The organism is Xanthobacter dioxanivorans (assembly GCF_016807805.1).
In the GTDB taxonomy this organism is placed as follows: Bacteria; Pseudomonadota; Alphaproteobacteria; order Rhizobiales; family Xanthobacteraceae; genus Xanthobacter; species Xanthobacter dioxanivorans.
This window is the reverse complement of sequence record NZ_CP063362.1, coordinates 2,464,001-2,486,354: the sequence shown is the minus strand read 5'-3', so window position 1 is coordinate 2,486,354 and position 22,354 is coordinate 2,464,001. Positions and strand designations below refer to the sequence as shown.

Annotated in this window: 14 protein-coding genes and 4 pseudogenes; 12 read left to right on the top strand and 6 right to left on the bottom strand. The window is 69.8% G+C overall.

The window, feature by feature from the left end; translation table 11 throughout:
- Nucleotides 1–25 precede the first annotated feature (25 nt).
- A complete protein-coding gene (locus EZH22_RS11745; RefSeq protein ID WP_203195789.1) occupies nucleotides 26–1,699 on the bottom strand; it encodes an electron transfer flavoprotein-ubiquinone oxidoreductase in 1,674 nt (557 codons plus the stop codon).
- A gap of 208 nt (nucleotides 1,700–1,907) precedes the next feature.
- Here EZH22_RS11745 and EZH22_RS11740 point away from each other — a divergent pair, with 208 nt between their 5' ends.
- The 3 genes from EZH22_RS11740 (at nucleotide 1,908) to EZH22_RS11735 (ending at nucleotide 3,280) form a co-directional block, all read left to right on the top strand.
- Nucleotides 1,908–2,288, top strand: a complete 381-nt coding sequence (locus tag EZH22_RS11740; protein ID WP_203195788.1) for an ester cyclase — start codon at nucleotides 1,908–1,910, stop codon at nucleotides 2,286–2,288.
- Between the two features lie 123 nt (nucleotides 2,289–2,411).
- Nucleotides 2,412–2,666, top strand: a complete 255-nt coding sequence (locus EZH22_RS32865) for a hypothetical protein (RefSeq protein WP_408647694.1) — start codon at nucleotides 2,412–2,414, stop codon at nucleotides 2,664–2,666.
- 26 nt (nucleotides 2,667–2,692) lie between these two features.
- Nucleotides 2,693–3,280: a uracil-DNA glycosylase gene (locus tag EZH22_RS11735; protein ID WP_408647693.1), complete on the top strand. Its 588-nt coding sequence runs from the start codon at nucleotides 2,693–2,695 to the stop codon at nucleotides 3,278–3,280.
- A 217-nt stretch (nucleotides 3,281–3,497) separates the two neighbouring features.
- Here the strand turns inward: EZH22_RS11735 and EZH22_RS11730 are convergent, their stop codons facing one another.
- Complete coding sequence (locus tag EZH22_RS11730; protein ID WP_203195787.1) at nucleotides 3,498–3,965, bottom strand: CYTH domain-containing protein; 468 nt, start codon at nucleotides 3,963–3,965, stop codon at nucleotides 3,498–3,500.
- A 180-nt stretch (nucleotides 3,966–4,145) separates the two neighbouring features.
- On the bottom strand, nucleotides 4,146–5,663 hold the full coding sequence (pyk, locus tag EZH22_RS11725; RefSeq protein ID WP_203195786.1) for a pyruvate kinase: 1,518 nt from the start codon (nucleotides 5,661–5,663) through the stop codon (nucleotides 4,146–4,148).
- Between the two features lie 317 nt (nucleotides 5,664–5,980).
- Here pyk and EZH22_RS11720 point away from each other — a divergent pair, with 317 nt between their 5' ends.
- From EZH22_RS11720 to EZH22_RS11700, 5 genes and pseudogenes are all read left to right on the top strand, one after another.
- Nucleotides 5,981–6,325, top strand: a complete 345-nt coding sequence (locus EZH22_RS11720) for a gamma-butyrobetaine hydroxylase-like domain-containing protein (protein ID WP_203195785.1) — start codon at nucleotides 5,981–5,983, stop codon at nucleotides 6,323–6,325.
- On the top strand, nucleotides 6,322–8,058 hold the full coding sequence (locus EZH22_RS11715) for a fumarate reductase/succinate dehydrogenase flavoprotein subunit (RefSeq protein WP_203195784.1): 1,737 nt from the start codon (nucleotides 6,322–6,324) through the stop codon (nucleotides 8,056–8,058). The genes EZH22_RS11720 and EZH22_RS11715 overlap by 4 nt, the downstream gene beginning before the upstream one ends.
- Before the next feature lie 33 nt (nucleotides 8,059–8,091).
- Entirely contained in the window at nucleotides 8,092–8,325 is a 234-nt protein-coding gene (locus EZH22_RS11710; RefSeq protein WP_012114793.1) for a 4Fe-4S dicluster domain-containing protein, read from the top strand.
- Nucleotides 8,326–8,333: 8 nt separating this feature from the next.
- On the top strand, nucleotides 8,334–9,308 hold the full coding sequence (locus EZH22_RS11705; RefSeq protein ID WP_203195783.1) for a HEAT repeat domain-containing protein: 975 nt from the start codon (nucleotides 8,334–8,336) through the stop codon (nucleotides 9,306–9,308).
- Between the two features lie 309 nt (nucleotides 9,309–9,617).
- A pseudogene (locus EZH22_RS11700) lies at nucleotides 9,618–11,236 on the top strand (alpha-amylase family glycosyl hydrolase).
- 3 nt (nucleotides 11,237–11,239) lie between these two features.
- Here the strand turns inward: EZH22_RS11700 and EZH22_RS11695 are convergent.
- Both EZH22_RS11695 and EZH22_RS11690 read right to left on the bottom strand, forming a co-directional pair.
- Nucleotides 11,240–13,099 (bottom strand): TRAP transporter large permease, encoded by a 1,860-nt coding sequence (locus tag EZH22_RS11695; RefSeq protein WP_203195782.1) that lies wholly within the window; start codon nucleotides 13,097–13,099, stop codon nucleotides 11,240–11,242.
- 258 nt (nucleotides 13,100–13,357) lie between these two features.
- Nucleotides 13,358–14,377: a TRAP transporter substrate-binding protein gene (locus EZH22_RS11690; RefSeq protein ID WP_203195781.1), complete on the bottom strand. Its 1,020-nt coding sequence runs from the start codon at nucleotides 14,375–14,377 to the stop codon at nucleotides 13,358–13,360.
- Nucleotides 14,378–14,590: 213 nt separating this feature from the next.
- Here EZH22_RS11690 and EZH22_RS11685 point away from each other — a divergent pair, with 213 nt between their 5' ends.
- The 4 genes and pseudogenes from EZH22_RS11685 (at nucleotide 14,591) to glpK (ending at nucleotide 20,309) form a co-directional block, all read left to right on the top strand.
- Nucleotides 14,591–15,481, top strand: coding sequence for an IclR family transcriptional regulator (locus EZH22_RS11685; protein ID WP_203195780.1), 891 nt, complete (start codon nucleotides 14,591–14,593; stop codon nucleotides 15,479–15,481).
- A 58-nt stretch (nucleotides 15,482–15,539) separates the two neighbouring features.
- A complete protein-coding gene (locus EZH22_RS11680) occupies nucleotides 15,540–17,195 on the top strand; it encodes an acyl-CoA synthetase (protein WP_203195779.1) in 1,656 nt (551 codons plus the stop codon).
- A gap of 93 nt (nucleotides 17,196–17,288) precedes the next feature.
- Nucleotides 17,289–18,796: pseudogene (gene glpD, locus EZH22_RS11675) on the top strand (glycerol-3-phosphate dehydrogenase).
- Between the two features lie 26 nt (nucleotides 18,797–18,822).
- Nucleotides 18,823–20,309: pseudogene (gene glpK, locus EZH22_RS11670) on the top strand (glycerol kinase GlpK).
- A gap of 3 nt (nucleotides 20,310–20,312) precedes the next feature.
- On the opposite strand, the pseudogene EZH22_RS11665 reads toward glpK, so the two are convergent.
- Nucleotides 20,313–22,095: pseudogene (locus tag EZH22_RS11665) on the bottom strand (TRAP transporter large permease).
- Between the last annotated feature and the right edge of the window lie 259 nt (nucleotides 22,096–22,354).

Sequence of the window (22,354 nt, the reverse complement as noted above, 5' to 3'; positions counted from 1 at the left end):
GCTGCGACACCGCGCCGTTCACCGCTCACATGTTGGGATAGTTCGGCCCGCCACCGCCCTCGGGGGCGGTCCAGGTGATGTTCTGGTTGGGGTCCTTGATGTCGCAGGTCTTGCAGTGCACGCAGTTCTGCGCGTTGATCTGGAAGCGCGGCGCGTCCGCCCCCTCCTCCACCCACTCGTACACGCCGGCCGGGCAATAGCGGTTGGACGGGCCGGCATAGATGTCGTGTTCGGAGGACTTCTGCAGCGCCATGTCCTTCACCACGAGGTGAACCTGCTGGTCCTCCTCGTGGTTGGTGTTGGAGATGAACACCGAGGACAATTTGTCGAAGGTCAGCACCCCGTCCGGCTTGGGATAGGCGATCTTCTTGCAGTCCTTGGCCGGCTTCAGGGACGCGGCATCGCTCTTGCCGTGCTTCAGCGTGCCGAAGAGCGAGAAGCCGAAGGTGTTGGTCCACATGTCCAGCGCGCCGAGCGGGATGCCGATGAAGGTGCCGAAGCGCGACCACAGGGGCTTCATGTTGCGGACCTTCTTCAGGTCCTGCCCCACCAGCGAGGTGCGCCACGACGCCTCGTAGCTGGCAAGCTCGTCGTGGCTGCGGTCGGCGGCGATGGCATCGACGAGGTGGTCGGCCGCCTGCATGCCGGAGAGCACCGCATTGTGGCTGCCCTTGATGCGCGGCACGTTGACGAAGCCGGCGGCGCAGCCTACCAGCACGCCGCCGGGGAAGGCGAGCTTGGGCACGCTCTGCCAGCCGCCCTCGGTGATGGCGCGCGCGCCATAGGCGATGCGCTTGCCACCCTCGAAGGTGTCGCGGAAGAAGGGATGGGTCTTGAAGCGCTGGAACTCGTCGAAGGGCGAGAGCCAGGGGTTCTGGTAGTTGAGGTGGACCACGAAGCCCACCACCACCTGCTCGTCCTCGATATGATAGAGGAAGGCGCCGCCGCCGGTCTTGCTGTCCAGCGGCCAGCCGAAGGCGTGCTGCACCAGACCCGGCTTGTGGTGCTCCTTCTTCACCTTCCACAGCTCTTTCAGGCCGATGCCGAACTTGGGCACGTCGCGCCCCGCATCGAGGCCGAACCTGGCGATGAGCTGCTTGGTGAGGTGGCCGCGCGCGCCCTCGGCGAACACGGTGTAGCGCCCGCGCAATTCCATGCCGCGGGTGAACTCGCCCTTGGGCGCGCCGTGCTTGTCGACCCCCATGTCGCCGGTGGCGATGCCGATGACCGCGCCCTTGTCGTCATAGAGGATCTCGTCGGCGGCAAATCCGGGATAGATCTCCACCCCCAGCTCCTCGGCCTTCTTCGCCAGAAAGCGGCAGACATTGCCCAGCGAGCCGACGAAGTTGCCGTGGTTGTTCATCAGCGGCGGCATGGCGAAATTGGGCAGGCGGAAGCCGCCGGCCGGGCCGAGAAGATAAAAGGCGTCGTCGTTGACCTTTACCGACAGCGGCGTTTCCGCATCCTCGCGCCAGCCGGGCACCAGCGCGTCGAGGCCGACCGGATCGATGACCGCGCCGGAGAGGATGTGGGCGCCCACCTCCGAGCCCTTCTCCACCACCACCACGGAGATTTCGGACCCGCGCTCGGCCGCCTGCTGCTTCAGGCGGATGGCGGTGGCGAGGCCGGCGGGGCCCCCGCCCACCACCACCACGTCATAATCCATGCCCTCGCGTTCAGGCAGTTCCGCCGCGCTCATGCCTCAAGCTCCCGTGTCTGTCCTTCATTCCTTGCTTGGACTTTTTCCACGGTTGCGCCGCAATGACAATGAGGCACGGGCGCGGCCGTGCCTCCGGCCCCCGCCGCGATGCGGGAGAAAAAGGGCCGCCCCGGCCGGGCGCCGGCGGCACGTTTACCGTCCCGGCGCTTTGGCGTAGCGTGCCCGGCCCCAGCGCGGAGAGCCGTCCATGTCGCCCACCGAAGTCCGCGATTTCGCCCAGCGGCTGATGCGGGAGGTCTGGGAGCCGTACGACCACACCGCGCTCGCGCGCTTCTACCACCCGGACATGATCGGCCATCACCGCGCGCAGACCCTGACGCTCGACGACGTGCGCAGCAGGCTGCAATGGGATGTCCAGAATTTCGGCGCTTCCTCCTACGACATTCGCGACATCGTCGCCGACGAGGACAAGTTCGCGATCCGCTTCATCTTCTCGTGCTCGCTCCTGAAGGCGGGCACCGCGTTCCGCACCGAGGTCACCTATTTCTACCACCTGCGGGACGGGCGGATCAGCGCGTTCTGGCTGCTGTCGGACACCGACTTCGACTACAGGCAGCATCCGGAATGACCGGCGCGGGCGGTTCGGCCTTCGGGGCAATCCGCCGCAGGCGGAACTGATGCAACCCTCTCGCCGCACACGCCACCGAGCAAATGGATGCAATTTGCCCGGACCGCGCTCTAGGATGCGGCCATGACCGCGCCGCCCGAAAACCTCGCCGACATCCTCGCCTTCCATCTGGAGGCGGGTGTGGACGTGGCCCTGGGTGAAGCGCCGGTGGACCGCTTCGCCGAGAGCGCGGCGGAGCCGGCGCGCGCCCGCAGGCCTCCGGCCGCACCCGCCGCCGCGTCCCCCCGCCGGGCGACCCCGCCGTGCGCCCGCAGGCCCCCGCCGCGCGCGCCGCGCCGCGCCCCGCCCCGCCGGCGGCGCCGACCGCCGGCGCCCTGATCACCCAGGCGCCGGATGCGGCGGTGATGTCGGCGCGCGAGCTCGCCCGCGGCGCCGCCACCCTCGACGAGCTGCGCGCCATCCTCGATGGATTCGAGGGCTGCGCCCTGAAGCGCACCGCGACCCGCCTGGTCTTCGCCGACGGCAACCCGCAGGCGCGGGTGATGTTCGTGGGCGAGGCGCCGGGCCGCGACGAGGACCAGCAGGGCCTGCCGTTCGTCGGCCGCTCCGGCAAGCTGCTCGACCTCATGATGGGCGCCATCGGCCTCGACCGCTCCAGCGCCTACATCGCCAATGTCATTCCCTGGCGCCCGCCGGGCAACCGCACGCCGACGCCGCAGGAAACCGCGGTGTGCCGGCCCTTCATCGCCCGCCAGATCGAGCTGGCGGACCCGGATATCCTGGTCTGCCTCGGCGGGCCGTCGGCCCAGGCGCTGCTCGCCACCACCGAGGGCATCACCAAGCTGCGCGGGCGCTTCATGCCCTACGAAACCGGCAGCCGCACCATAAGGGCCATCGCCACCTTCCACCCGGCCTACCTGCTGCGCACGCCCCTCGGCAAGCGCCTCGCCTGGCGCGACATGCTGGCGGTGGAGGGGGCACTGAAGGGCTGAGGGCGGCCGGGAGGCGGAGGGGAACCGTTCTGCACCGCCGTCATGCCCCGGCTCGCCGGGGCATCCACCCCCTCGCCGCGCCGCCTTGAAAAGCCGGACGCCGGCCCCGCCGCGGGGCAGATCCCCGGGGCGAGCCGGGGGATGCCGGTCCACGGGGGATGCGGTTCGGGCAAAGGCCGTTCGGCGGAAAAAGGTTGAGGGCGGCCGGGCCGGCCCCTCAGGAGCCGTTCCCCAGCGGCGCGTTGACCAAGGCGGAATTGCGGTAGCGCGGATCGTAGGTCACTTCCTCGCCCACCCAGTCGGGCAGGGACACGATTTCATCCGGGCCGTTCAGTTCCACCTCGGCCACCACCAGCCCGTCATTCTCGCCCGCGAATACGTCGATGGTCCACACCTTGCCGGCGTGCTCGGCGGTGTAGCGCGTCTTCTCGATGAGCGGGCGGGCGCAGAGCGTCTCCAGCATCATCTCGGCGTCGCCGAGGGGGATGGAATATTCGAACTCGGCCCGCGACAGGCCCTCGGTCTTGCTCTTCACCGTGATGAACGCCTCGGCCCCGGCGATGCGGATGCGCACCGTGGTGTCCACGCCGAGGCACAGATAGCCCTGCCGGATGCTGCAGGCGTCGGCGCCTTCGCGCCACGCGCCGGAAGTGACAAGGAACTTGCGCTCGATTTCTAGGGGCATGGGCGAGCCGGCTGACCTATGGGTCAGGCAGCTTATCCCCGTGGACCCCGCCGCCGTCCAGCCCGCCGGGAGTATCGAGGTGTGTCGTCGGGCGAAGAAATCGGTTTCAGGCCGAACCTGCGGCAAGACGCAGCGGCGGCAGCGGGGGGCGCCCGCCGGCCGCCGCGCGTCGCCTGAAACTCAGGCGTGCACTTTTCCCTTCGGCACCTTCACCGCTTCCGCGTCCACGTCGTGGCGCGACGGCGGATTGGTGGCGCCGATGGTGGTGATGCGCATGATGTTGGTGGTGCCCGGCTTGGCGAAGGGCACGCCCGCCGTGATGGCGAGCCGGTCCCCCGGCTGGCCGAGGCCATGCTCCACCGCCGTGCGCACCGCCGTGTCCACCATCTCGCCGAAGGAGTGGATGTCCTCCTTCATGTGCACCGCATGGACGCCGTAGGACAAGGCCAGGCGCCGCGCCGTCTCGATCTTCGGGGTAAGGCCGAGAATGGGGATCGCCGGCCGCTCGCGGGCGGCGCGCAGGCCGGTGGTGCCGGACAGGGTGAAGGCGACGAAGGCCGTGGCATCCACCGCCATGGCCGCCTGGTAGGTGGCCTTGGTCACCGCGTCGCCGATGGACTTGCCCCATTCCGACTGGGTGGCGTCCAGCACCTTGCGGTAGCCGGGATCGCGCTCCACGTGGCGGATGATGTCGTCCATGAAGGTCACCGCCTCCACCGGGAACTGGCCCGCCGCGGTCTCGGCGGAGAGCATGACGCAGTCGGCGCCCTCATAGACGGCGGTGGCCACGTCCGACACCTCGGCGCGGGTGGGGACCGGCGCGGTGATCATGGATTCCAGCATCTGGGTGGCCACGATCACCGGGCGGCCGTACTTGCGCGCCTCGGCGATCATGCGCTTCTGCAGGGCCGGCACCTCGGCCAGCGACATTTCCACGCCAAGGTCGCCGCGCGCCACCATGATGGCGTCGGAAAGCTCCACCAGCTCGGTGAGGTGCTCCACCGCCGCCGGCTTCTCCATCTTCAGCATGACCGCGGCGCGGTCCTTGATGAGGCCGCGCGCCTCGTGGATGTCCTCCGGGCGCTGCACGAACGAGAGGGCGATCCACTCCACCCCCGCCGCGCAGGCGAACTCCAGGTCCTTGCGGTCCTTCTCGGTCAGCGGGGAGAGCGGCAGCACCACGTCGGGGATGTTGAAGCCCTTGTTGTTGGAAAGCTTGGTGCCGGCCACCACCTGGGCCTCGATGAAGCCGTCCCCCTTCTTGATGACCTTCAGGCGCACCTTGCCGTCGTCGCACAGCACGGTGGAGCCCACGGTGAGGGCCTCGAGGATGTCCGGATGTGGGATCGGCACCCGCGTCTCGTCGCCGGGCCGGTCCACGTCGGCATCGAAATGCAGGATGTCGCCGGGCTTGAGGGCGATGGCGCCGTCCTTGAACCGGCCGATGCGCAGCTTGGGGCCCTGCATGTCGGCGATGACGCCGATGGGCCGGTTCATCTCCTTCTCCAGCCGCCGGATGCGGTCCAGCACCACCCCGTGGTCGGCCTGGGTGCCGTGGCTGAAATTGAGGCGGAACACGTCCACGCCCGCCAGGAACAGGGCCTTGAGCTTCTCCTCGCTGTTGGAGGCCGGGCCGACGGTGGCGACGATCTTGGTGGCCCGCTGGCGCTTGAGGATGGGTGGACGCTTGCTCGGCATGGGGCTTTTCCTCCGGTCCCGCGTTGTGTCACGCGGTGTCGTGCGTCTGTAGGGCGCGCTCCCGGGGAATCGATTCCCCGGAGGCGGATCCGGCTCTAGCGGCATCATGCGCGCGCTTCGTGTACGCATAAAGTCGCATAAGCGGCAGCAAGACTGCCCCATGGCGCGGCGCCCCGCACCCCTCGCGCGCGACAAAGCTCCTTTAACGCCGCGCGGCCCCTGGCCGGCGAGGGCGCCGCGCCCGGCCCGTTTCTGGAAGTGCTCCAGCCAGCAACTAGTTGCTATCGGCATCCCCCGCCGCGATGTCCAATCGCCCCATGATGTCGTCTGCCCCCACCCGTCCCGTGCCCGAGATCGAGGAGATCCGCCTCGACAGGGACAAAGGCCGCCTCACCCTCGCCTTCGCCGGCGGACGGGCGGACCTTTCGGCGCCGCGGCTGCGCGCCGCCTGCCGCTGCGCCGCCTGCCTCGCCGCGCGGGCGCAGGGGCGCTTCACCGCGGACTTCTCCGGCATCACCCTCGCCGGCGTCGCCCCCTTCGGGGCGCACGGCCTGAACCTGACCTTTTCCGATGGCCACGCGCGCGGGGTCTACCCCTTCGCCTACCTCCTCGCCCTCGCGGCGGATGGGGCCGCAACCGACCTTCCAGAGGTGACCTCATGAGCGAGACTGGACCTGAGATCGTCGAGACCGACATCCTCGTCATCGGCGGCGGCACCGGCGGCCCCATGGCCGCCATCAAGGCCAAGGAGAAGAATCCCGGCCTCAAGGTGGTGCTGATGGAGAAGGCCAACGTGAAGCGCTCCGGCGCGGTCTCCATGGGCATGGACGGGCTGAACAACGCCGTCATCCCCGGCTACGCCACCCCCGAGCAGTATGTGAAGGAGATCACCGTCGCCAATGACGGCATCGTCCACCAGAAGGCGGTGATGGCCTATGCCACGGGCTCCTACCCGATGATCCAGTACCTGGATTCCATCGGCGTGAAGTTCGAGAAGGACGGCTCCGGCGAGTACAACGTGCGCAAGGTTCACCACATGGGCACCTATGTGCTGCCCATGCCCGAGGGCCACCACGTCAAGAAGGCGCTCTACCGCCAGCTGCGCCGCCACCAGGTGCTGGTGACCAACCGCTACATGGCCACCCGCCTGCTGAATGCACCGGACGGCCGCATCGCCGGCGCCATCGGGGTGAACACCCGCACCGGCGAGTTCCTGGTGGTGCGGGCCAAGTCGGTCATCCTCGCCTGCGGCGCCGCCGGGCGGCTGGGGCTTCCCGCTTCCGGCTACCTGTTCGGCACCTACGAGAACCCGGCCAATTGCGGCGACGGCTATGCCATGGCCTACCATGCGGGCGCGGGCCTCGCGAACCTCGAATGCTACCAGATCAACCCGCTCATCAAGGACTATAACGGCCCGGCCTGCGCCTACGTCACCGGCCCGTTCGGCGGCTACACCGCCAACAACAAGGGCGAGCGCTTCATCGAGTGCGACTACTGGTCGGGCCAGATGATGAAGGAGTTCTACTCGGAGCTGCAGAGCGGCAACGGCCCGGTCTTCCTCAACATGACGCACCTGGCCGAGGAGACCATCTCCGAGATCGAGACCATCCTGCACTCCAACGAGCGGCCCTCGCGCGGGCGCTTCCACGAGAAGCGCGGCACCAATTACCGCGAGAAGATGGTGGAGATGCACATCTCCGAGATCGGCTTCTGCTCCGGCCACTCGGCCTCGGGGGTGTGGGTGGACGAGAACGCCCGCACCACGGTGGCCGGCCTCTACGCCGCCGGCGACATGGCGAGCGTGCCGCACAATTACATGCTCGGCGCCTTCGTGAACGGCGGCATCGCCGGCCAGGACGCGGCCGACTACTGCGCCTCCACCGACCTGCCCGCCTACGACCCGGCGGACGTCATCGCCGAGCAGGAGCGGGTGCTCGCCCCCACCCGCCGCGACGACGGCCTCACGCCGAACGAGATGGAATACAAGACCCGCCGCCTGGTGAACGACTATCTCCAGCCGCCGAAGGTGACCGCCAAGTACAAGATCGCCCAGATGCGCTTTGCCGAGATCCGCGACGACCTCAACGCCCTGTGCGTGAAGGACCCGCACGAATTGATGCGGGCGCTGGAGCTGCAATCCATCCTCGATTGCGCCGACATGGCGGCGGCCGCCTCGCTCTACCGCACCGAGAGCCGCTGGGGCCTCTACCACTGGCGCGTGGACCACCCGGCCACCGACAACGAGAACTGGTTCTGCCACACCCTCCTCTACAAGGACGAGATGGGCCGCATGGCCCACAGGAAGCGCGCCGTGGACCCTTATGTGGTCGACATCCCCGAGGAAGAGATGGGCGCCTACCACCAGCTGCGCACCCCGGCGCTGGCCGCCGAGTGATCCCGCCGAATCCCGATTTCCGGAGCCTGCCCCATGCCGTTCGCCAACCACCCCACCTCCGTCCCGGTCACCGTGGACGACGAGAAGTGCATCGCCGAGAAGGGCTGCCGCGTCTGCATCGACGTGTGCCCGCTGGACGTGCTCGCCATCAACCCGGCCTCCGGCAAGGCGCACATGAAATATGACGAGTGCTGGTACTGCATGCCGTGCGAGGTGGACTGCCCCACCGGCGCGGTGAAGGTCGAAATCCCCTATCTGCTGCGGTGAGGCGCGCCATGCCCATCTTCGACGACTTCGACGACGATTTCGACGCCGTGGCCGAGCGCGCCCGTGACCCCGATGCCGGCATCCGCCGGGTGGCCATGCTGGGCCTCGCCGAGAGCGTGGACCCCGGCGCGGTGGACCTGCTGCTGGTCGGCCTGAAGGACACGGATGCCGATGTGCGCGAGGCCGCCGCCAAGGCGCTGGACGAGCATGCCGGCCTGCCCGCCGCCCTCGGCCTCATCGACGCGCTGGACGATGCGGCGGAGGCGGTGCGCCTCGCCGCCGCCGAGAGCCTCGCCGACAAGAAGGAGCCGGCCTCCGCCCCGCGCCTGATCGCGCGGGCGCAGGAAAACACCGGCCCGCAAAGCGCCTTCGTACGCACCGCCGCCTTGCGCGCCCTGCGCGACATGCAGGACCCCGCCGCCATGCCGGTGGCGCTGGCCGCCCTCACCGATCCGGAGATCGCCGTGCGCCGCGAGGCCCTCGGCGTGCTCGGCTATCTGAAGGCCGACGCGGCCCTGCCGGCGCTGCTGCTCGCCGCCACCGACCCGGAAGCGGCGGTGCGCCGGGCGGTGATGGCCGCGCTGGTGTTCGTGAAGAGCGGCACCGCCGGGGTGCCGGCCCTCATCGCCGGGCTCAAGGACGCCCACTGGCAGGTGCGCGAGGAAGCCGCCTTCTCCATCGGCAAGGCCAAGCTGCCGGAGGCGGTGGACCCGCTGATGCGCGCCGCCAACGACGATGCCTGGCAGGTGCAGGCCAAGGCGGTGAACGCGCTGGGCAAGCTCAAGGCCCGCGCGGCGGTGCCGGTGGTGGCCGATGCCCTCGGCCATGACCTCAGCAACGTGCGCAAGGAGGCCGCCGCCGCCCTGGGCGAGATCGCCGATCCCTCAGCCGTGGGCGCGCTGGAAGCCGCCTTCGACGATCCCGATCCCGACGTGCGCAAGCTGGTGCGCTGGGCGCTGGAGCGCTGCCGCGCGGCGGCGTGAGACGGCGGGGGACGGCTTCGGCCCCCTTCCGGCGACCGGGTCCTGAACCGGGGCCCTCGGTTCCCCCGACCCCCGTCATGCCCTCAAGCACCCGTCATGCCCGGCCGCCGGGGCACTGTTCCGCAAAGCCGCTCCCGGCCCAGCCGCGTGGATGGCCGGGACAAGCGCGGCCATGACGATGGTGAAAGACGGCCCGCCGCGCGCCCTCGGGGCGCACAAGGGGCACCCCCGTCATGAAACCGAACCAAGCCCCTGGCACTTCTTCAACCGAAGCCGGCGCGCACGCGCCGGCGAAGGGGAGGAACGCGCATGGCCAACGGAACGGCGACGCAAACGACCGGGCCGCTCTGGTGGCAATCCGGCGTGGTCTACCAGATCTATCCCCGCTCCTTCCAGGACACCGACGGCGACGGCGTGGGCGACCTGTCCGGCATCCTCTCCCGCCTCGATTATCTCGCGGATCTCGGCATCGACGCCATCTGGATCTCGCCCCTCTATCCCTCGCCCATGGCGGACTTCGGCTATGACGTGGCCGACCACACCGCCATCCATCCGCTGTTCGGCACGCTGGCCGATTTCGACGCGCTGGTGGCCGGCGCCCATGCGCGCGGGCTGAGGATCATCCTGGATTTCGTGCCCAACCACACCTCGGATCAGCACCCGTGGTTCGTGGACGCGCGCGCCGGCCGCGGCAGCGCGAAGCGCGACTGGTACATCTGGCGCGATCCCGGCCCGGACGGCGGGCCGCCCAACAACTGGCTCTCCGAATTCGGCGGCAGCGCCTGGGAATTGGATGCGGCGAGCGGGCAATATTACTACCATGCCTTCCTGAAGGCGCAGCCGGACCTCAACTGGCGCAACCCGGACGTGGTCGCGGCCATGCACGGCGTGCTGCGCTTCTGGCTCGATCGCGGGGTGGATGGCTTCCGCATCGACGCGCTCTGGCATGTGATCAAGGACGACGCCTTCCGCGACAACCCGCTGAACCCGGATTTCCGCGAAGGCATGAACCCCCATGCCCGCCTCACCCAGCTTTATACCGGCGACCGGCCGGAAGTGATGGAGGTGATCAAGGGCTTCCGCGCCCTCGCCGATTCGTATCCCGGGCGCGTGCTCATCGGCGAGGCCTACCTGCCGCTCCACCGCATCGCCGCCTATTACGGCGAGGACGGCAAGGGCGTGCATCTGCCGTTCAACTTCACCCTGCTGGCCGCACCCTGGACCGCAGGCGAGCTCGGGCCGCTGATCGCCGCCTACGAGGCGGTCATTCCCGAGGGGGGCTGGCCCAACTGGGTGCTCTCCAACCACGACCGCCCGCGCGTCGCCGGCCGCCTCGGGCCGGACCAGGCGCGCGTCGCCGCCATGCTGCTGCTCACCCTGCGCGGCACGCCCACCCTCTATTACGGCGACGAGATCGGCATGACCCAGGTGGCGATCCCCCGGAGCGGGTGCAGGACCCGTTCGAGAAGAACGTGCCGGGCCTCGGCCTCGGCCGCGACGGGGCGCGCACGCCCATGCAATGGGATGGCGGCCCCTTCGCCGGCTTCTCCACCGTGGAGCCGTGGCTGCCGCTGGCGGACGACTATACCGAGCTCAACGTGCGGGCCGAGCAGCACGAGCCCGGCTCCATGCTGGCGCTGACGCGGGCGCTTCTGGCGCTGCGCCGGGCCCATCCGGCGCTGAGCACCGGATCGTGGCTGCCGCTGGCCGCCGCCGGCGACCTCCTCGCCTATCTCCGGCAGGGCGACGGCGAGACCTTCCTGGTGGCGCTGAACCTCGGGGGCGAGCCGTTGAGCGCGGCCTTTCCCGAGGCGGCGGCGAAGGGCCGCGTGCGGCTCTCCACCTTCTGCGACCGCCGGGAGGAGGCGGTGGGCCAGACCATCGACCTGAGGCCCAACGAGGGGGTGGTGGTGGGGCTGACGGGCTGATCCCTAAAGCATGCCGATGGAGATCCACGGCACCGCCGCCACCACGATCAGCCCCACGAACAGGGCCACCAGATACGGCCAGATGGCGCCGATGGCGGCGTCCGGCGAGACGTTGCCGATCTTGCAGGCGAGGTAGAAGCCGATGCCGATGGGCGGCGTCATCAGCCCGATGTTCATGGCGGTGACGATGACCATGGAATAGTGCACGTCATTGATGCCGAGCTGCCGGGCGATGGGGTACATGAGCGGCGCCATGAGCACGATGGCGGGCAGGCCTTCCAGGATGCAGCCCAGCACCAGGAACACCACGATGCTCACGGCCAGGAAGCCGATCCACCCGCCCGGCAGCCCGGCCATGAAGGCGGCCAGCGCGCTGGCGATGCCGGCCTGGGTGATGGCCCAGGCCATGGCCACCGCGCAGGCCAGGATGACCAGGATCGCCCCGGTGAGGGCCGCCGTCTCCACCAGCATGGAATAGAAGGTGCGCCGCGAGATGCCGCCATAGAGCACCATGCCCACGAACAGGGCGTAGACGACGGCGATGGTCGACACCTCGGTGGTGGTGGCGACACCACCCGACACCGCGCTGCGGATCAGGAACGGCAGAACCAGCGCCGGCGCGGCCACGAGCAGGGTCCGCCACACGACACCGACACTGGGACGACGCACCCCCGTCATGTCCTCGTCGCGTGCCTTGATGCGGGCGAGCGCGGCCAGCACCGCCAGCAGCACCATGGCGACGATGAAGCCGGAGGTGAACAGCGCCGCGATCGACACCCCCGCCACGGAACCCAGCACGATCAACACGATGGAGGGAGGTACCGTGTCCGCCATGGCGGCGCCGGTGGCCAGCAGCGCGATCATCTCCTTCGGCTGGTGCCCGCGCCGCTTCATCTCCGGGAACAGGGCCGGAGCAACGGTGGCCATGTCCGAGACCTTGGACCCGGAAATGCCTGAAACGACGAACAAAGATCCCAGAAGCACGTAGGACATGCCCGCCTTCACATGGCCGAGCAGGGAGGCCAGGAAGTCGACGATCGCCTTGCCCATCCCGGTATGGTCGAGGATACAGCCGAGCAGCACGAACACTGGAACGGACAGGAGAATGAGGCTGCTCATGCCCTCGTCCATGCGGCCGATCATCACCATCAGCGGCACATGGGTGGCGAAGGCGAGATAGCAGACCGTGCCGATGCCGAAGCAGAAGGCGATGGGCACCCCGGCGGCCAGCGCCGCCACCACAAAACCCACCAGGAACAACACGATAGCGCCATTTCCGGCCTTCGCCAGCATGGGGCTCGCGAGCCACAGGGCCGCGAGCACCGCGGCGATGAAACCAAGGCAGATGGCGAGGTCGCGCACGCTCGAGCGCCGCACCGCATGGGCCACCGCCAGCGCCGCCATGGCGCAGATGCCCACCGGCAGGGCCGCGGCGCGCAGGCTGCCGGGAATGCCCAGGGCGGGCAGGGTGATGAAGCTCTCCTCCACCGCATAATCGTAGGCGGGATAGGCGATGGCGAGGAGGAAGGCGGCGACCAGCAGCAGGGCGAAGGTCTCGACGAACCGCTCCGCCCGGGGCGGCAACGCCTTCAGGAACAAGGTGAGGCGCAGATGCTCGTTGCGGTCGATGGCGATGACCGAGCCCAGCATGGCGAGCCAGATGAAGCAGATGGACGCCACCTCGTCGCCCCAGATGATGGGGAAGGCGAAGATGTAGCGCGACAGCGCCCCGGCGAGCAGCAGGCTCACCACCACCAGCAGCAGCAGGGCGGCGACGGCTTCCACCGGCCGCATGAAGCGCGAGCCCGCGCGCGCGCCTTGGCCGGCGGCGGCGAGGGCGAGCGTGTCTTCGGCGGTGGCCATGGCAGCGTTTCCGTTACGGTATTTCGAGCGCGCAGCGCTCCCTCGAGGCGTGGACGCGGATGCATTTTTTGAAGGTCATACCCCGGCGCGGCCGGCGCATCCACCCGTGCCGTGCACGGCGCCCGGGCCCCCCGGCCCCGGCCACGCCGGCGCGTGTCCGGACAACAGGGCGGCCCGAAGGGTCTTCGCAATGCCGAACGCGCAAGGTTGCGCGTCCGCTGGCCGTCGCGTGCGCGAGAAGCGGCAGCGATCCCTCGCTCAGGACAGCTTGCCGGTGTATTTCTCGAGGATGGCCCAGGCCTCGTCGCCGTACTTGCCCTTCCATTCGGCGTAGAAGCCCGCCTTGCGCAGCTGGTCGCGGAAGCTGTCGACCTTGGGCTCGTTGAAGGCGAGGCCCTTCTCGCCCAGTTCCTTGCGCAGCGTGTTGTTGAGGGCGAACACGTCCTCGCGCTGCTTCAGGCCGGCCTCGTTGATGTTCTTCGCCACGACGGCCCGCAGGTCCTCCGGCAGGCGCTCGAACGCCCGGCGGTTGGCGAGGAACCAGAAGCCGTCCCACATGTGGTTGGTGAGGGAGCAGTATTTCTGCACCTCGTAGAGCTTCGCCGTGGCGATGATGGCGAGCGGATTCTCCTGCGCGTCCACGGTGCGGGTCTGCAGCGCGGTATAGACCTCGGCGAAGTTGAGGCTCGCCGGCGCGCTATCGAACGCCTTGAACATGGAGGTCCACAAAGGCGACACCGGCACGCGGATCTTCAGCCCCTTGAGGTCGGCCGCGGTCTCGATCGGCTTGGTGGAGGTGGTGATCTGGCGGAAGCCGTTGTCCCAGATCTTGTCCATGGCGACGATGCCGGCCTTGGAGATCTGCCCGCGCACATAGGCGCCGAGCTCGCCGTCCATGGCCTTCCACACGGTCGCATAGTCCGGGAAGGCGAAGCCGATGCCGCTCACCGAGGCGTTGGGCACCAGGGTGGAGAGAATGAGCGGGGAGAGGGTGAAGAACTCGATCCCGCCCGAGCGCAGCTGGCTCAGCATGTCGGTGTCGCCGCCGAGCTGGCTGGAGGGGAAGATCTTGATCTCCACCTTGCCGCCCGTCTCGGCCTTGATCTTGTCCGCCATCTCGTTGGCGCGCACGTTCATGGGGTGCGTGATGGGCAGGTTGTTGGCGTACTTGTAGGAGAACTCGGCGCTCTGCGCCCGCGCGACGAAGGGAGCGAACACGCCTCCCGCCAGCGCGCCGGCGGCGCTCGCCTGCAAAAGGGTGCGACGGGTCAGCGACATGCTCACGGCTCCTCCTTGTGCGGTCCATTCGGACCTGTTTCCTCACGCGGGTCCAATATATGGACCTCTTTTCCCGGCGCCCATGCTGGCCCGCTTGTGGGATTTTCGCAAGGGGGGTAAGGTCATGGCAGACGCTGCGCTGCGGCGATCTCAACGAAATCAAGAGCTAGGTCCACATACTGGATCATGGGAGAGCGCGTGGGACGGCCACCAATGCCCCCGCATGCCCGGGCCGGCATTCGACCCCGGACAGTCGCCGGGGCCACCGCCGAAGCCGCCGGCGGGGGAACGCAGAGCATCGAGCGCGCCGTCGCGCTTCTCCTGCTGGTGGGCCGCGCCGCGCCGGACGGCGCCCGGCTCGCCGACCTCGTGGCGCAATCGGCCCTGCCCAAGCCCACGGTGCGGCGGGTGCTGCTCGCCCTCGTGCGCACCGGCCTCCTCGATCAGGACGAGACGACCCGCCGCTATCATGTGGGGCCCGAGGCCTACCTGCTCGGCACGCTGGCCGGCTCGCGCTACGGCATCCACGCCCTCGCCCTCGAACGCCTGTCGCGCATCGCCCGCGCCACCGGCGATTCCGTCTTTCTCTCGGTGCCGCGCGGCACCCTTTCCGTGTGCCTCCACCGCGAGGAGGGCACCTATCCCATCCGCACCCACGCCTTGCAGGCCGGCGACCGGCACCCGCTGGGCATCGGCGCCGGGGGCCTCGCCATTCTCGCCGCGCTGCCCGACGCGGAGATCGAGCGCAGCCTCGCCGCCAACGCCGAGGCACTCGCCAGCCATTATCCCGGCCATACCGCGCCGATGCTGCGGGAGGCGGTGGCCGTCACCCGTGCCCGCGGCTATGCGCTCAATCCGGGCCTGTACGTGGCCGGCTCCTGGGGCATCGGCGTCGTCGTACGGGGGCCGGACGGCCGCCCCGCCGGGGCGCTCTCCCTCGCCGCCATCGAGAGCCGTCTTTCGGCCGACCGGCAGCGGGAGCTGGTGCCGCTGCTGAAGCGGGAGGCCGAAGCCCTGGAAGCTGCCCTCGGCCGCCGTGCGTCGCCGGAACGCCCGGCTCCCGTCCACCCCGCCGGCCGCGCCGTCGCGAAGGCCGATCCCTGATGCCCGTCTCCCATGCCATCGCCGCGCCAGCGTGCCGGCGCCTCTGCCCGGAGTGACCATGTCCGTCGACCTGCCCTCCCCCTCCCTGCCCTCCCCGGCATCCCCCGAAGGCGGGGTCGCCCGCTCCAGCCGGCGGGTGATGAACCTCTCCCATTTCCTGCGTCAGGCGGCGCGCCGCTTCCCCACGCACATCGGCTTCGTGGACGGGCCGCGCACCACCACCTGGGCGCAGATGGACGCGCGGGTGGACGCCATGGCGGCGGCGCTGGCCGAGCGCGGGATCGGCAAGGGCGACCGCATCCTCGTGCAGTCGAAGAACTGCCTTGAAATGTTCGAGAGCATGTTCGCCGCCTTCCGCCTCGGGGCGGTATGGGTGCCCACCAATTTCCGCCAGACGCCGGGGGAGGTCGCCTATCTCGCCTCCGCCTCCGGAGCCACCGCGATGATCTGCCATCGCGACTTTCCCGAGCATGTCGCCGCCGTGCGCGAGGCGACGCCGTCGGTGGAGACGGTCATCGCCATTGGCGAGGCGGATTTCGGCCCCGACTATGACGGCCTCGTCTCCGGCTGGCTGGGCCGAAAGGCGCCGGTGGCGGACGTGGAGCACGACGACCCGTGCTGGTTCTTCTTCACCTCCGGCACCACCGGAAGACCGAAGGCGGCGGTGCTCACCCACGGCCAGATGGCGTTCGTGGTGACCAACCACCTGTGCGACCTGATGCCCGGCACCACGCAGGCCGACGCCTCCCTGGTGGTGGCACCTCTGTCCCACGGGGCCGGCGTGCACCAGCTGGCGCAGGTGGCGCGCGCGGTGAAGACCATCCTCATGCCCTCCGAGCGGTTCGACGCGGGAGAGGCCTGGCGGCTGGTGGAGGAATGGCGCGTCACCAACATGTTCACCGTGCCCACCATCACCAAGCTGCTGGCCGAGCACCCGGCGGTGAACCAGTACGACCATTCATCGCTGCGCTACGTCATCTATGCCGGCGCCCCCATGTACAGGGAGGATCAGAAGCGGGCGCTCAAGGCTCTGGGCAAGGTCCTGGTGCAGTATTTCGGCCTCGGCGAGGTCACCGGCAACATCACCGTCCTGCCGCCCGCCCTGCACGATCCCGAGGACGGGCCAAGCGTGAAGCTCGGCACCTGCGGATTCGAGCGCACCGGCATGCAGGTCCAGATCCAGGACGCGGAAGGCCGGGAGGTCGCCCCCCTCGAGACCGGCGAGATCTGCGTGTGCGGGCCCGCCGTCTTCGCCGGCTACTACGACAACCCGGAGGCCAACGCGAAGTCGTTCCGCGACGGCTGGTTCCGCACCGGCGACCTCGGCCACATGGACGCGGAGGGCTTCGTCTACATCACCGGGCGCGCCTCGGACATGTACATTTCCGGCGGCTCCAACGTCTATCCGCGCGAGGTGGAGGAGAAGATGCTGACCCATCCCGCCGTCGCCGAGGTGGCCATCCTCGGCGTGCCGGACCGCATGTGGGGCGAGGTGGGCGTCGCCGTCTGCGTGCTGCGGGAGGGCGCATCCGTCACCGAGGAGGAGCTGATCCAGTTCCTCGACGGCAAGGTCGCCCGCTACAAGCTGCCGCGGCGCATCCATTTCTGGGACGCGCTGCCCAGGAGCGCCTACGGCAAGATCACCAAGAAGATGGTGCGCGAGGCGCTGGCCGAACGCGGCCTCCTGGAAACCGATGAGGCGCGCTCCGCCTGAGGCCGGGCGTCGCCGCCGTTGACGTTGCCGCAGGGCAAGCCATCGTCGTCTTTCGGCGGCGCAGTGATTCCGGCGCGCCGCAGGGAGGCCGAAGTGGACGACACCGCGCGGATCTTCGACCTCGCCATCGTCGGCGGCGGCATCAACGGCTGCGGCATCGCCCGCGATGCCGCAGGCCGCGGCCTGTCGGTGGTGCTGTTCGAGAAGGCGGACCTTGCGTCGGGAACCTCCTCCGCCTCCACCAAGCTGATCCACGGCGGGCTGCGCTATCTCGAATATTACGAGTTCCGCCTGGTGCGCGAAGCGCTCGCGGAGCGCGAGGTGCTGTGGGGCATCGCCCCACACATCGTCTGGCCGCTGCGCTTCGTGCTGCCGCAACATCCGGGCCTGAGGCCTGCCTGGCTGCTGCGCCTCGGCCTGTTCATCTACGACCACCTCGGCGGCCGACGCCTGCTGCCGCCCACCCGCAGTCTCGATCTCACCCGCGACGCGGCCGGCGCGGCACTGCGTCCGGACCTCACGCACGGCTTCGAATATTCCGACTGCTGGGTGGAGGATTCCCGACTGGTGGTGCTGAACGCCCGTGATGCGGCGGAGCGCGGCGCCTCCATCCGCCCGCGCACCCGCGTCGCCGGCGCCCGTCGCGAGGGGGCCTGTGGGAGATCGACACCGCGACGGACGGCCGGCATGAGCGCGTCTCCGCCCGCGTGCTGGTGGATGCCGCCGGCCCCTGGGCGGGCGATGTGCTGGACGCCCTGAAGGTGAAGACGCCGGCGCATCTGCGCCTGGTGCAGGGCAGCCACATCGTGGTGCCGCGCCTCTACGCGCACGATCGCTGCTACATCTTCCAGAATGCCGACGGACGCATCGTCTTTGCCATTCCCTACGAGGGCGAGTTCACCCTCATCGGCACCACCGACCGGGACTATCACGGCCGGCCCGAGGACGTGGCGGCGAGCCCGGAGGAGATCGCCTATCTGTGCGCGGCGGCAAGCGAGTATTTCGCCGCTGCCATCACCCCCGCGCAGGTGGTGTGGACCTATTCCGGCGTGCGCGCCCTGTTCGACGACGGCGCCGGCAACGCGCAGGCGGCGACGCGCGACTACGTGCTTGAGCTCGACGCCCCGGACGACGGCGCCGCGCCGCTCCTTTCCGTCTTTGGCGGCAAGATCACCACCTACCGGCGCCTCGCCGAGGCCGCCCTCCACCGCCTCGCCCCGCATCTGCCGCCCCTGGGTCCGGCCTTCACCGCCACCGCGCCGCTGCCCGGCGGAGACTTTCCGCGGCAGGGCTTCGAGGATCTGGTGCGGGCGCTGCGCGCGCGCTTTCCCGTCCTCGACCCGGCCTTGCTGCGCCGGCTGGCCCGCGCCTACGGCACCTCCGCCTTCCGCCTGCTCGACGGGGTGAGGGACGAGGACGATCTCGGCGACTGGTTCGGCGCGCATCTGTGCACGCGGGAGGTGGACCATCTCATGGACCACGAATGGGCCGCGACCGCCGACGACGTGCTGTGGCGCCGTTCGAAGCTCGGCCTGCGCACGTCGCCGCCGGAGGCCGCCGCCCTCGCGGCCTACATGCAGGCCCGGCGCACGCGCCGGTGAGACCAAAAATCCCCCGGGAGGACCCATTGGCCGCCTACATCCTCGCCATCGACCAGGGCACCACCTCGTCCCGCGCCTTGCTGGTGCGCCCGGACGGGTCCGTCGCGGCGCTCGCGCAGGAGGAGCTGCCGCAACACTTCCCCGCCTCGGGCCAGGTGGAGCAGGAGGCGGAAGACATCTTCGGCACCGTGCTCAGATGCTGCCGCGCGGTGCTGGACAAGACCGGCGCGGGGGCGTCCGACATCGCCGCCATCGGTATCACCAACCAGCGCGAGACGACGCTGGTGTGGGAGCGGGCCACCGGCCGCGCCATCCACCGCGCCATCGTCTGGCAGGACCGGCGCACGGCCGACCTGTGCGCGCGGCTGGAGGCGGAGGGCCACGGGACGCTGGTGCGCGCCCGCACCGGCCTCGTCATCGACCCGTATTTCTCCGCCACCAAGATCGCCCACATCCTCGACGCCGTTCCCGGTGCCAGAAAGCGTGCAGAGCGGGGGAACTCGCCTTCGGCACGGTGGATTCGTTCCTGCTGTTCCGCCTCACCGGCGGGCGCGTCCACGCCACCGACGCCACCAATGCCTCGCGCACCATGCTGTTCGACATCCACGCGGGCGCCTGGGACGACGACCTGCTCGCCCTGTTCAGCGTGCCGCGCGCCTTGCTGCCCGAGGTCCGGGACTGCGCCGCCGCGTTCGGAACGACCGATCCGGCCGTGTTCGGCGCGGCGGTCCCGGTGCGCGGCATCGCCGGCGACCAGCAGGCGGCCATGGTCGGGCAGGCGTGCTTCGCGCCCGGCATGGTCAAGTCCACCTACGGCACCGGCTGCTTTGCCCTGCTCAATACGGGCGCGACGCCGGTCGCCTCGAACAACCGGCTCCTGACCACCATCGCCTACCAGATCGACGGACGGCGCACCTATGCGCTGGAAGGTTCCATCTTCGTCGCCGGGGCGGCGGTACAGTGGCTGCGCGACGGCCTGAAGATCATCGCTCATGCCCGGGACTGCGACCCCCTCGCATCGGCGGCGGACGCGGGACAGGACGTGATCCTGGTGCCGGCCTTCGTCGGGCTCGGCGCGCCCTACTGGCGGCCGGACGTGCGCGGCGCCCTGTTCGGTCTCACCCGCGCCACCGGCCCCGCGGAACTGGCGCGGGCGGCGCTGGAAAGCGTGTGCTTCCAGACCTGCGACCTCATCGACGCCATGCGCGCCGACTGGCCCGGCGACGACAATGACACGGTGCTGCGGGTGGATGGCGGCATGGTGGCGTCCGACTTCACCATGCAGCGCCTCGCCGACCTCCTCGGCGCCCCGGTGGACCGGCCGGCGGAGAAGGAAACCACCGTTCTCGGCGCGGCCTATCTCGCCGGACTGACGTCCGGCTTCTTCCCCCCGCCGGACGCTTTTGCCGCTCAATGGCGGCTCGACCGCCGCTTCACCCCGGCCATGCCGGACGAGGCCCGCGCCCGGCGCCTTTCGGCATGGCGCGCGGCGGTCGGATCGCTTCTCGGCTGAGGCTCAGCGCAGGAAGCCGACGGAGATCCACGGCACGGCGGCGACCACGATGGTGCCGAGGAGCAGCGCCAGCATGTAGGCGAGGATCGGCCGCATGCCCTCCGCCGGCTCCACCCGGCCGATGACGCAGGCGGCGTAGTAGCCCACGCCGAACGGCGGCGCGAACAGGCCGATGCCCATGGCGAGGATTACCACCATGGCGTAGTGCACCTCATGGATGCCCACCGCCCGCGCGATGGGAAACAGCAGCGGCCCGAACAGCACGATGGCCGGGATGCCCTCCAGCACCGAGCCCAGCACCACGAAGGCGACGATGGACACCGCCATGAAGGTCACCGCCCCGCCCGGCAGGCCCTTCATGGCCTCGGCGAGGGCATGGGAGAAGCCGGACTGGGTGAGCCCCCACGCCATGCCGGTGGCAGTGCCGATGATCAGCAGGATCGCCCCCGACAGGCACGCCGTGTCCACCAGCATGGGCTTGAGACGGCGCCAGTCGAACTGGCGGTAGACCAAGAGGCCCGCCAGCACCGAATAGACGATGCCGATGGTGGAGACCTCGGTGGCGGTGGCCACCCCTTCCACCACGGCGGCGCGGATGACGAAGGGCAGCGCGAGGGCCGGCAGGGCGATGAGCAGGGTGCGCCGGATCTCCGCCCCGGGTGCCCGGCGCACCTGGCTGAGATCCTCCCCGCGATAGCGGTGCCACACCACGAAGCCCAGCGTGAGCGCCAGCACCGCGCTGGGCAACAGGCCGCCGGTGAACAAAGCGGCGATGGACACGCCCGTCACCGAGCCGATGGTGATGAGCACCAGGCTCGGCGGAATGGTCTCGGTCTGCGCTCCGGTGGCAGCGAGCAGCGCCACGAGGTCGCCGGGCTTGGCGCCGCGCGCCTTCATCTCGGGAAACAGCACCGGGGCCACCGCCGCCATGTCCGCCGCCTTCGCCCCGGAGATGCCGGAGACCAGGTACATGGCGCCGATGAGCACGTAATGCAGGCCGCCGCGCACATGGCCGAGCAGGCTCGCCAGAAACGCCACCATGGCCTTCGCCATGCCCGTCATCTCGATGAGCAGGCCGAGGAAGACGAACAGCGGCACGGCCAGCAGGATGATGTGACTCATGCCCTCGTCCATGCGCCCGACCAGCACCGTCAGCGGCGTGCGGGTGGTGAGCGCCAGGTAGCCGAAGATGGCGAGGCCGAAGGCGACGGCGATGGGGATGCCCGCGAGCACGCAGACCGCGACGATGCCGACGAAGAAGATCAGCAGGTTGTAGTTGCCGAGCTGCCGGAACAGCGGCTCCGCCAGCCAGAAGGCGACGCAGACAGCCGCGACCGTCGCCAGCGCAGCCAGGGCGGTGCGCGCGCTGCCGCCGCGCGCGAGACGCAGCAGCCCGAACGCGATCATCAGGCAAAGGCCCACCGGCAAGGCCGCCGCGCGCCAGATGTTCGGGATCTCCAGCGCCGGTGTGGTGATGAAGATCTCGTCATACGCATAGTCGAGGGCGGACGGGATGAGGAAGACGAGGAAGGCCAGGGCCGCGCCGGTGGCCACCACGTCGAGGAAGGCCCGCGGGGGACGGCGCCCCGGCGACGAGCGCGGTCATGCGCATGTGCTCGTTGCGGCGGAAGGCGACCACCGCGCCGAGCATGGCCAGCCACAGGAAGAGCAGGGAGGCGAGTTCGTCGGACCAGACGAGGGGCCGGTGCACGACGAAGCGCGCCACCACGCCGGCGAACAGGATCACCACCTCCGCGGCGACGAGCAGCGCCACCGCCAGCTCCACGCACCCGCCGAGGCCCGCATCGAGCGCCGCGACGAGGCGGCCGAGCCACGAGGGAGGAGCGCCGGAGGCACTTTCGTCAGGGGCGAGGGAGGGATGGAGGCGAGGCTGGTCTATGGTCACGATGGGCGCGTCCCGAGGGCACAGCCGGAAGCGGGACACGTCGGCGGCGCCAGGCGGAGGGTGTGAACTGACGCTGCGGAAAGGCGTTGCTGCGGGCGATCGAAGAGCTGAACCCTGGCGAAACCGATGGCCTTCGGGA

Coding starts and splice junctions, on each gene's coding strand:
- EZH22_RS11745 (WP_203195789.1), bottom strand. CDS start 1,699: ATGAGCGCGGCGGAACTGCCTGAACGCGAGGGCATGGATTATGACGTG.
- EZH22_RS11740 (WP_203195788.1), top strand. CDS start 1,908: ATGTCGCCCACCGAAGTCCGCGATTTCGCCCAGCGGCTGATGCGGGAG.
- EZH22_RS32865 (WP_408647694.1), top strand. CDS start 2,412: ATGACCGCGCCGCCCGAAAACCTCGCCGACATCCTCGCCTTCCATCTG.
- EZH22_RS11735 (WP_408647693.1), top strand. CDS start 2,693: ATGTCGGCGCGCGAGCTCGCCCGCGGCGCCGCCACCCTCGACGAGCTG.
- EZH22_RS11730 (WP_203195787.1), bottom strand. CDS start 3,965: ATGCCCCTAGAAATCGAGCGCAAGTTCCTTGTCACTTCCGGCGCGTGG.
- pyk (WP_203195786.1), bottom strand. CDS start 5,663: ATGCCGAGCAAGCGTCCACCCATCCTCAAGCGCCAGCGGGCCACCAAG.
- EZH22_RS11720 (WP_203195785.1), top strand. CDS start 5,981: ATGATGTCGTCTGCCCCCACCCGTCCCGTGCCCGAGATCGAGGAGATC.
- EZH22_RS11715 (WP_203195784.1), top strand. CDS start 6,322: ATGAGCGAGACTGGACCTGAGATCGTCGAGACCGACATCCTCGTCATC.
- EZH22_RS11710 (WP_012114793.1), top strand. CDS start 8,092: ATGCCGTTCGCCAACCACCCCACCTCCGTCCCGGTCACCGTGGACGAC.
- EZH22_RS11705 (WP_203195783.1), top strand. CDS start 8,334: ATGCCCATCTTCGACGACTTCGACGACGATTTCGACGCCGTGGCCGAG.
- EZH22_RS11695 (WP_203195782.1), bottom strand. CDS start 13,099: ATGGCCACCGCCGAAGACACGCTCGCCCTCGCCGCCGCCGGCCAAGGC.
- EZH22_RS11690 (WP_203195781.1), bottom strand. CDS start 14,377: ATGTCGCTGACCCGTCGCACCCTTTTGCAGGCGAGCGCCGCCGGCGCG.
- EZH22_RS11685 (WP_203195780.1), top strand. CDS start 14,591: ATGCCCCCGCATGCCCGGGCCGGCATTCGACCCCGGACAGTCGCCGGG.
- EZH22_RS11680 (WP_203195779.1), top strand. CDS start 15,540: ATGTCCGTCGACCTGCCCTCCCCCTCCCTGCCCTCCCCGGCATCCCCC.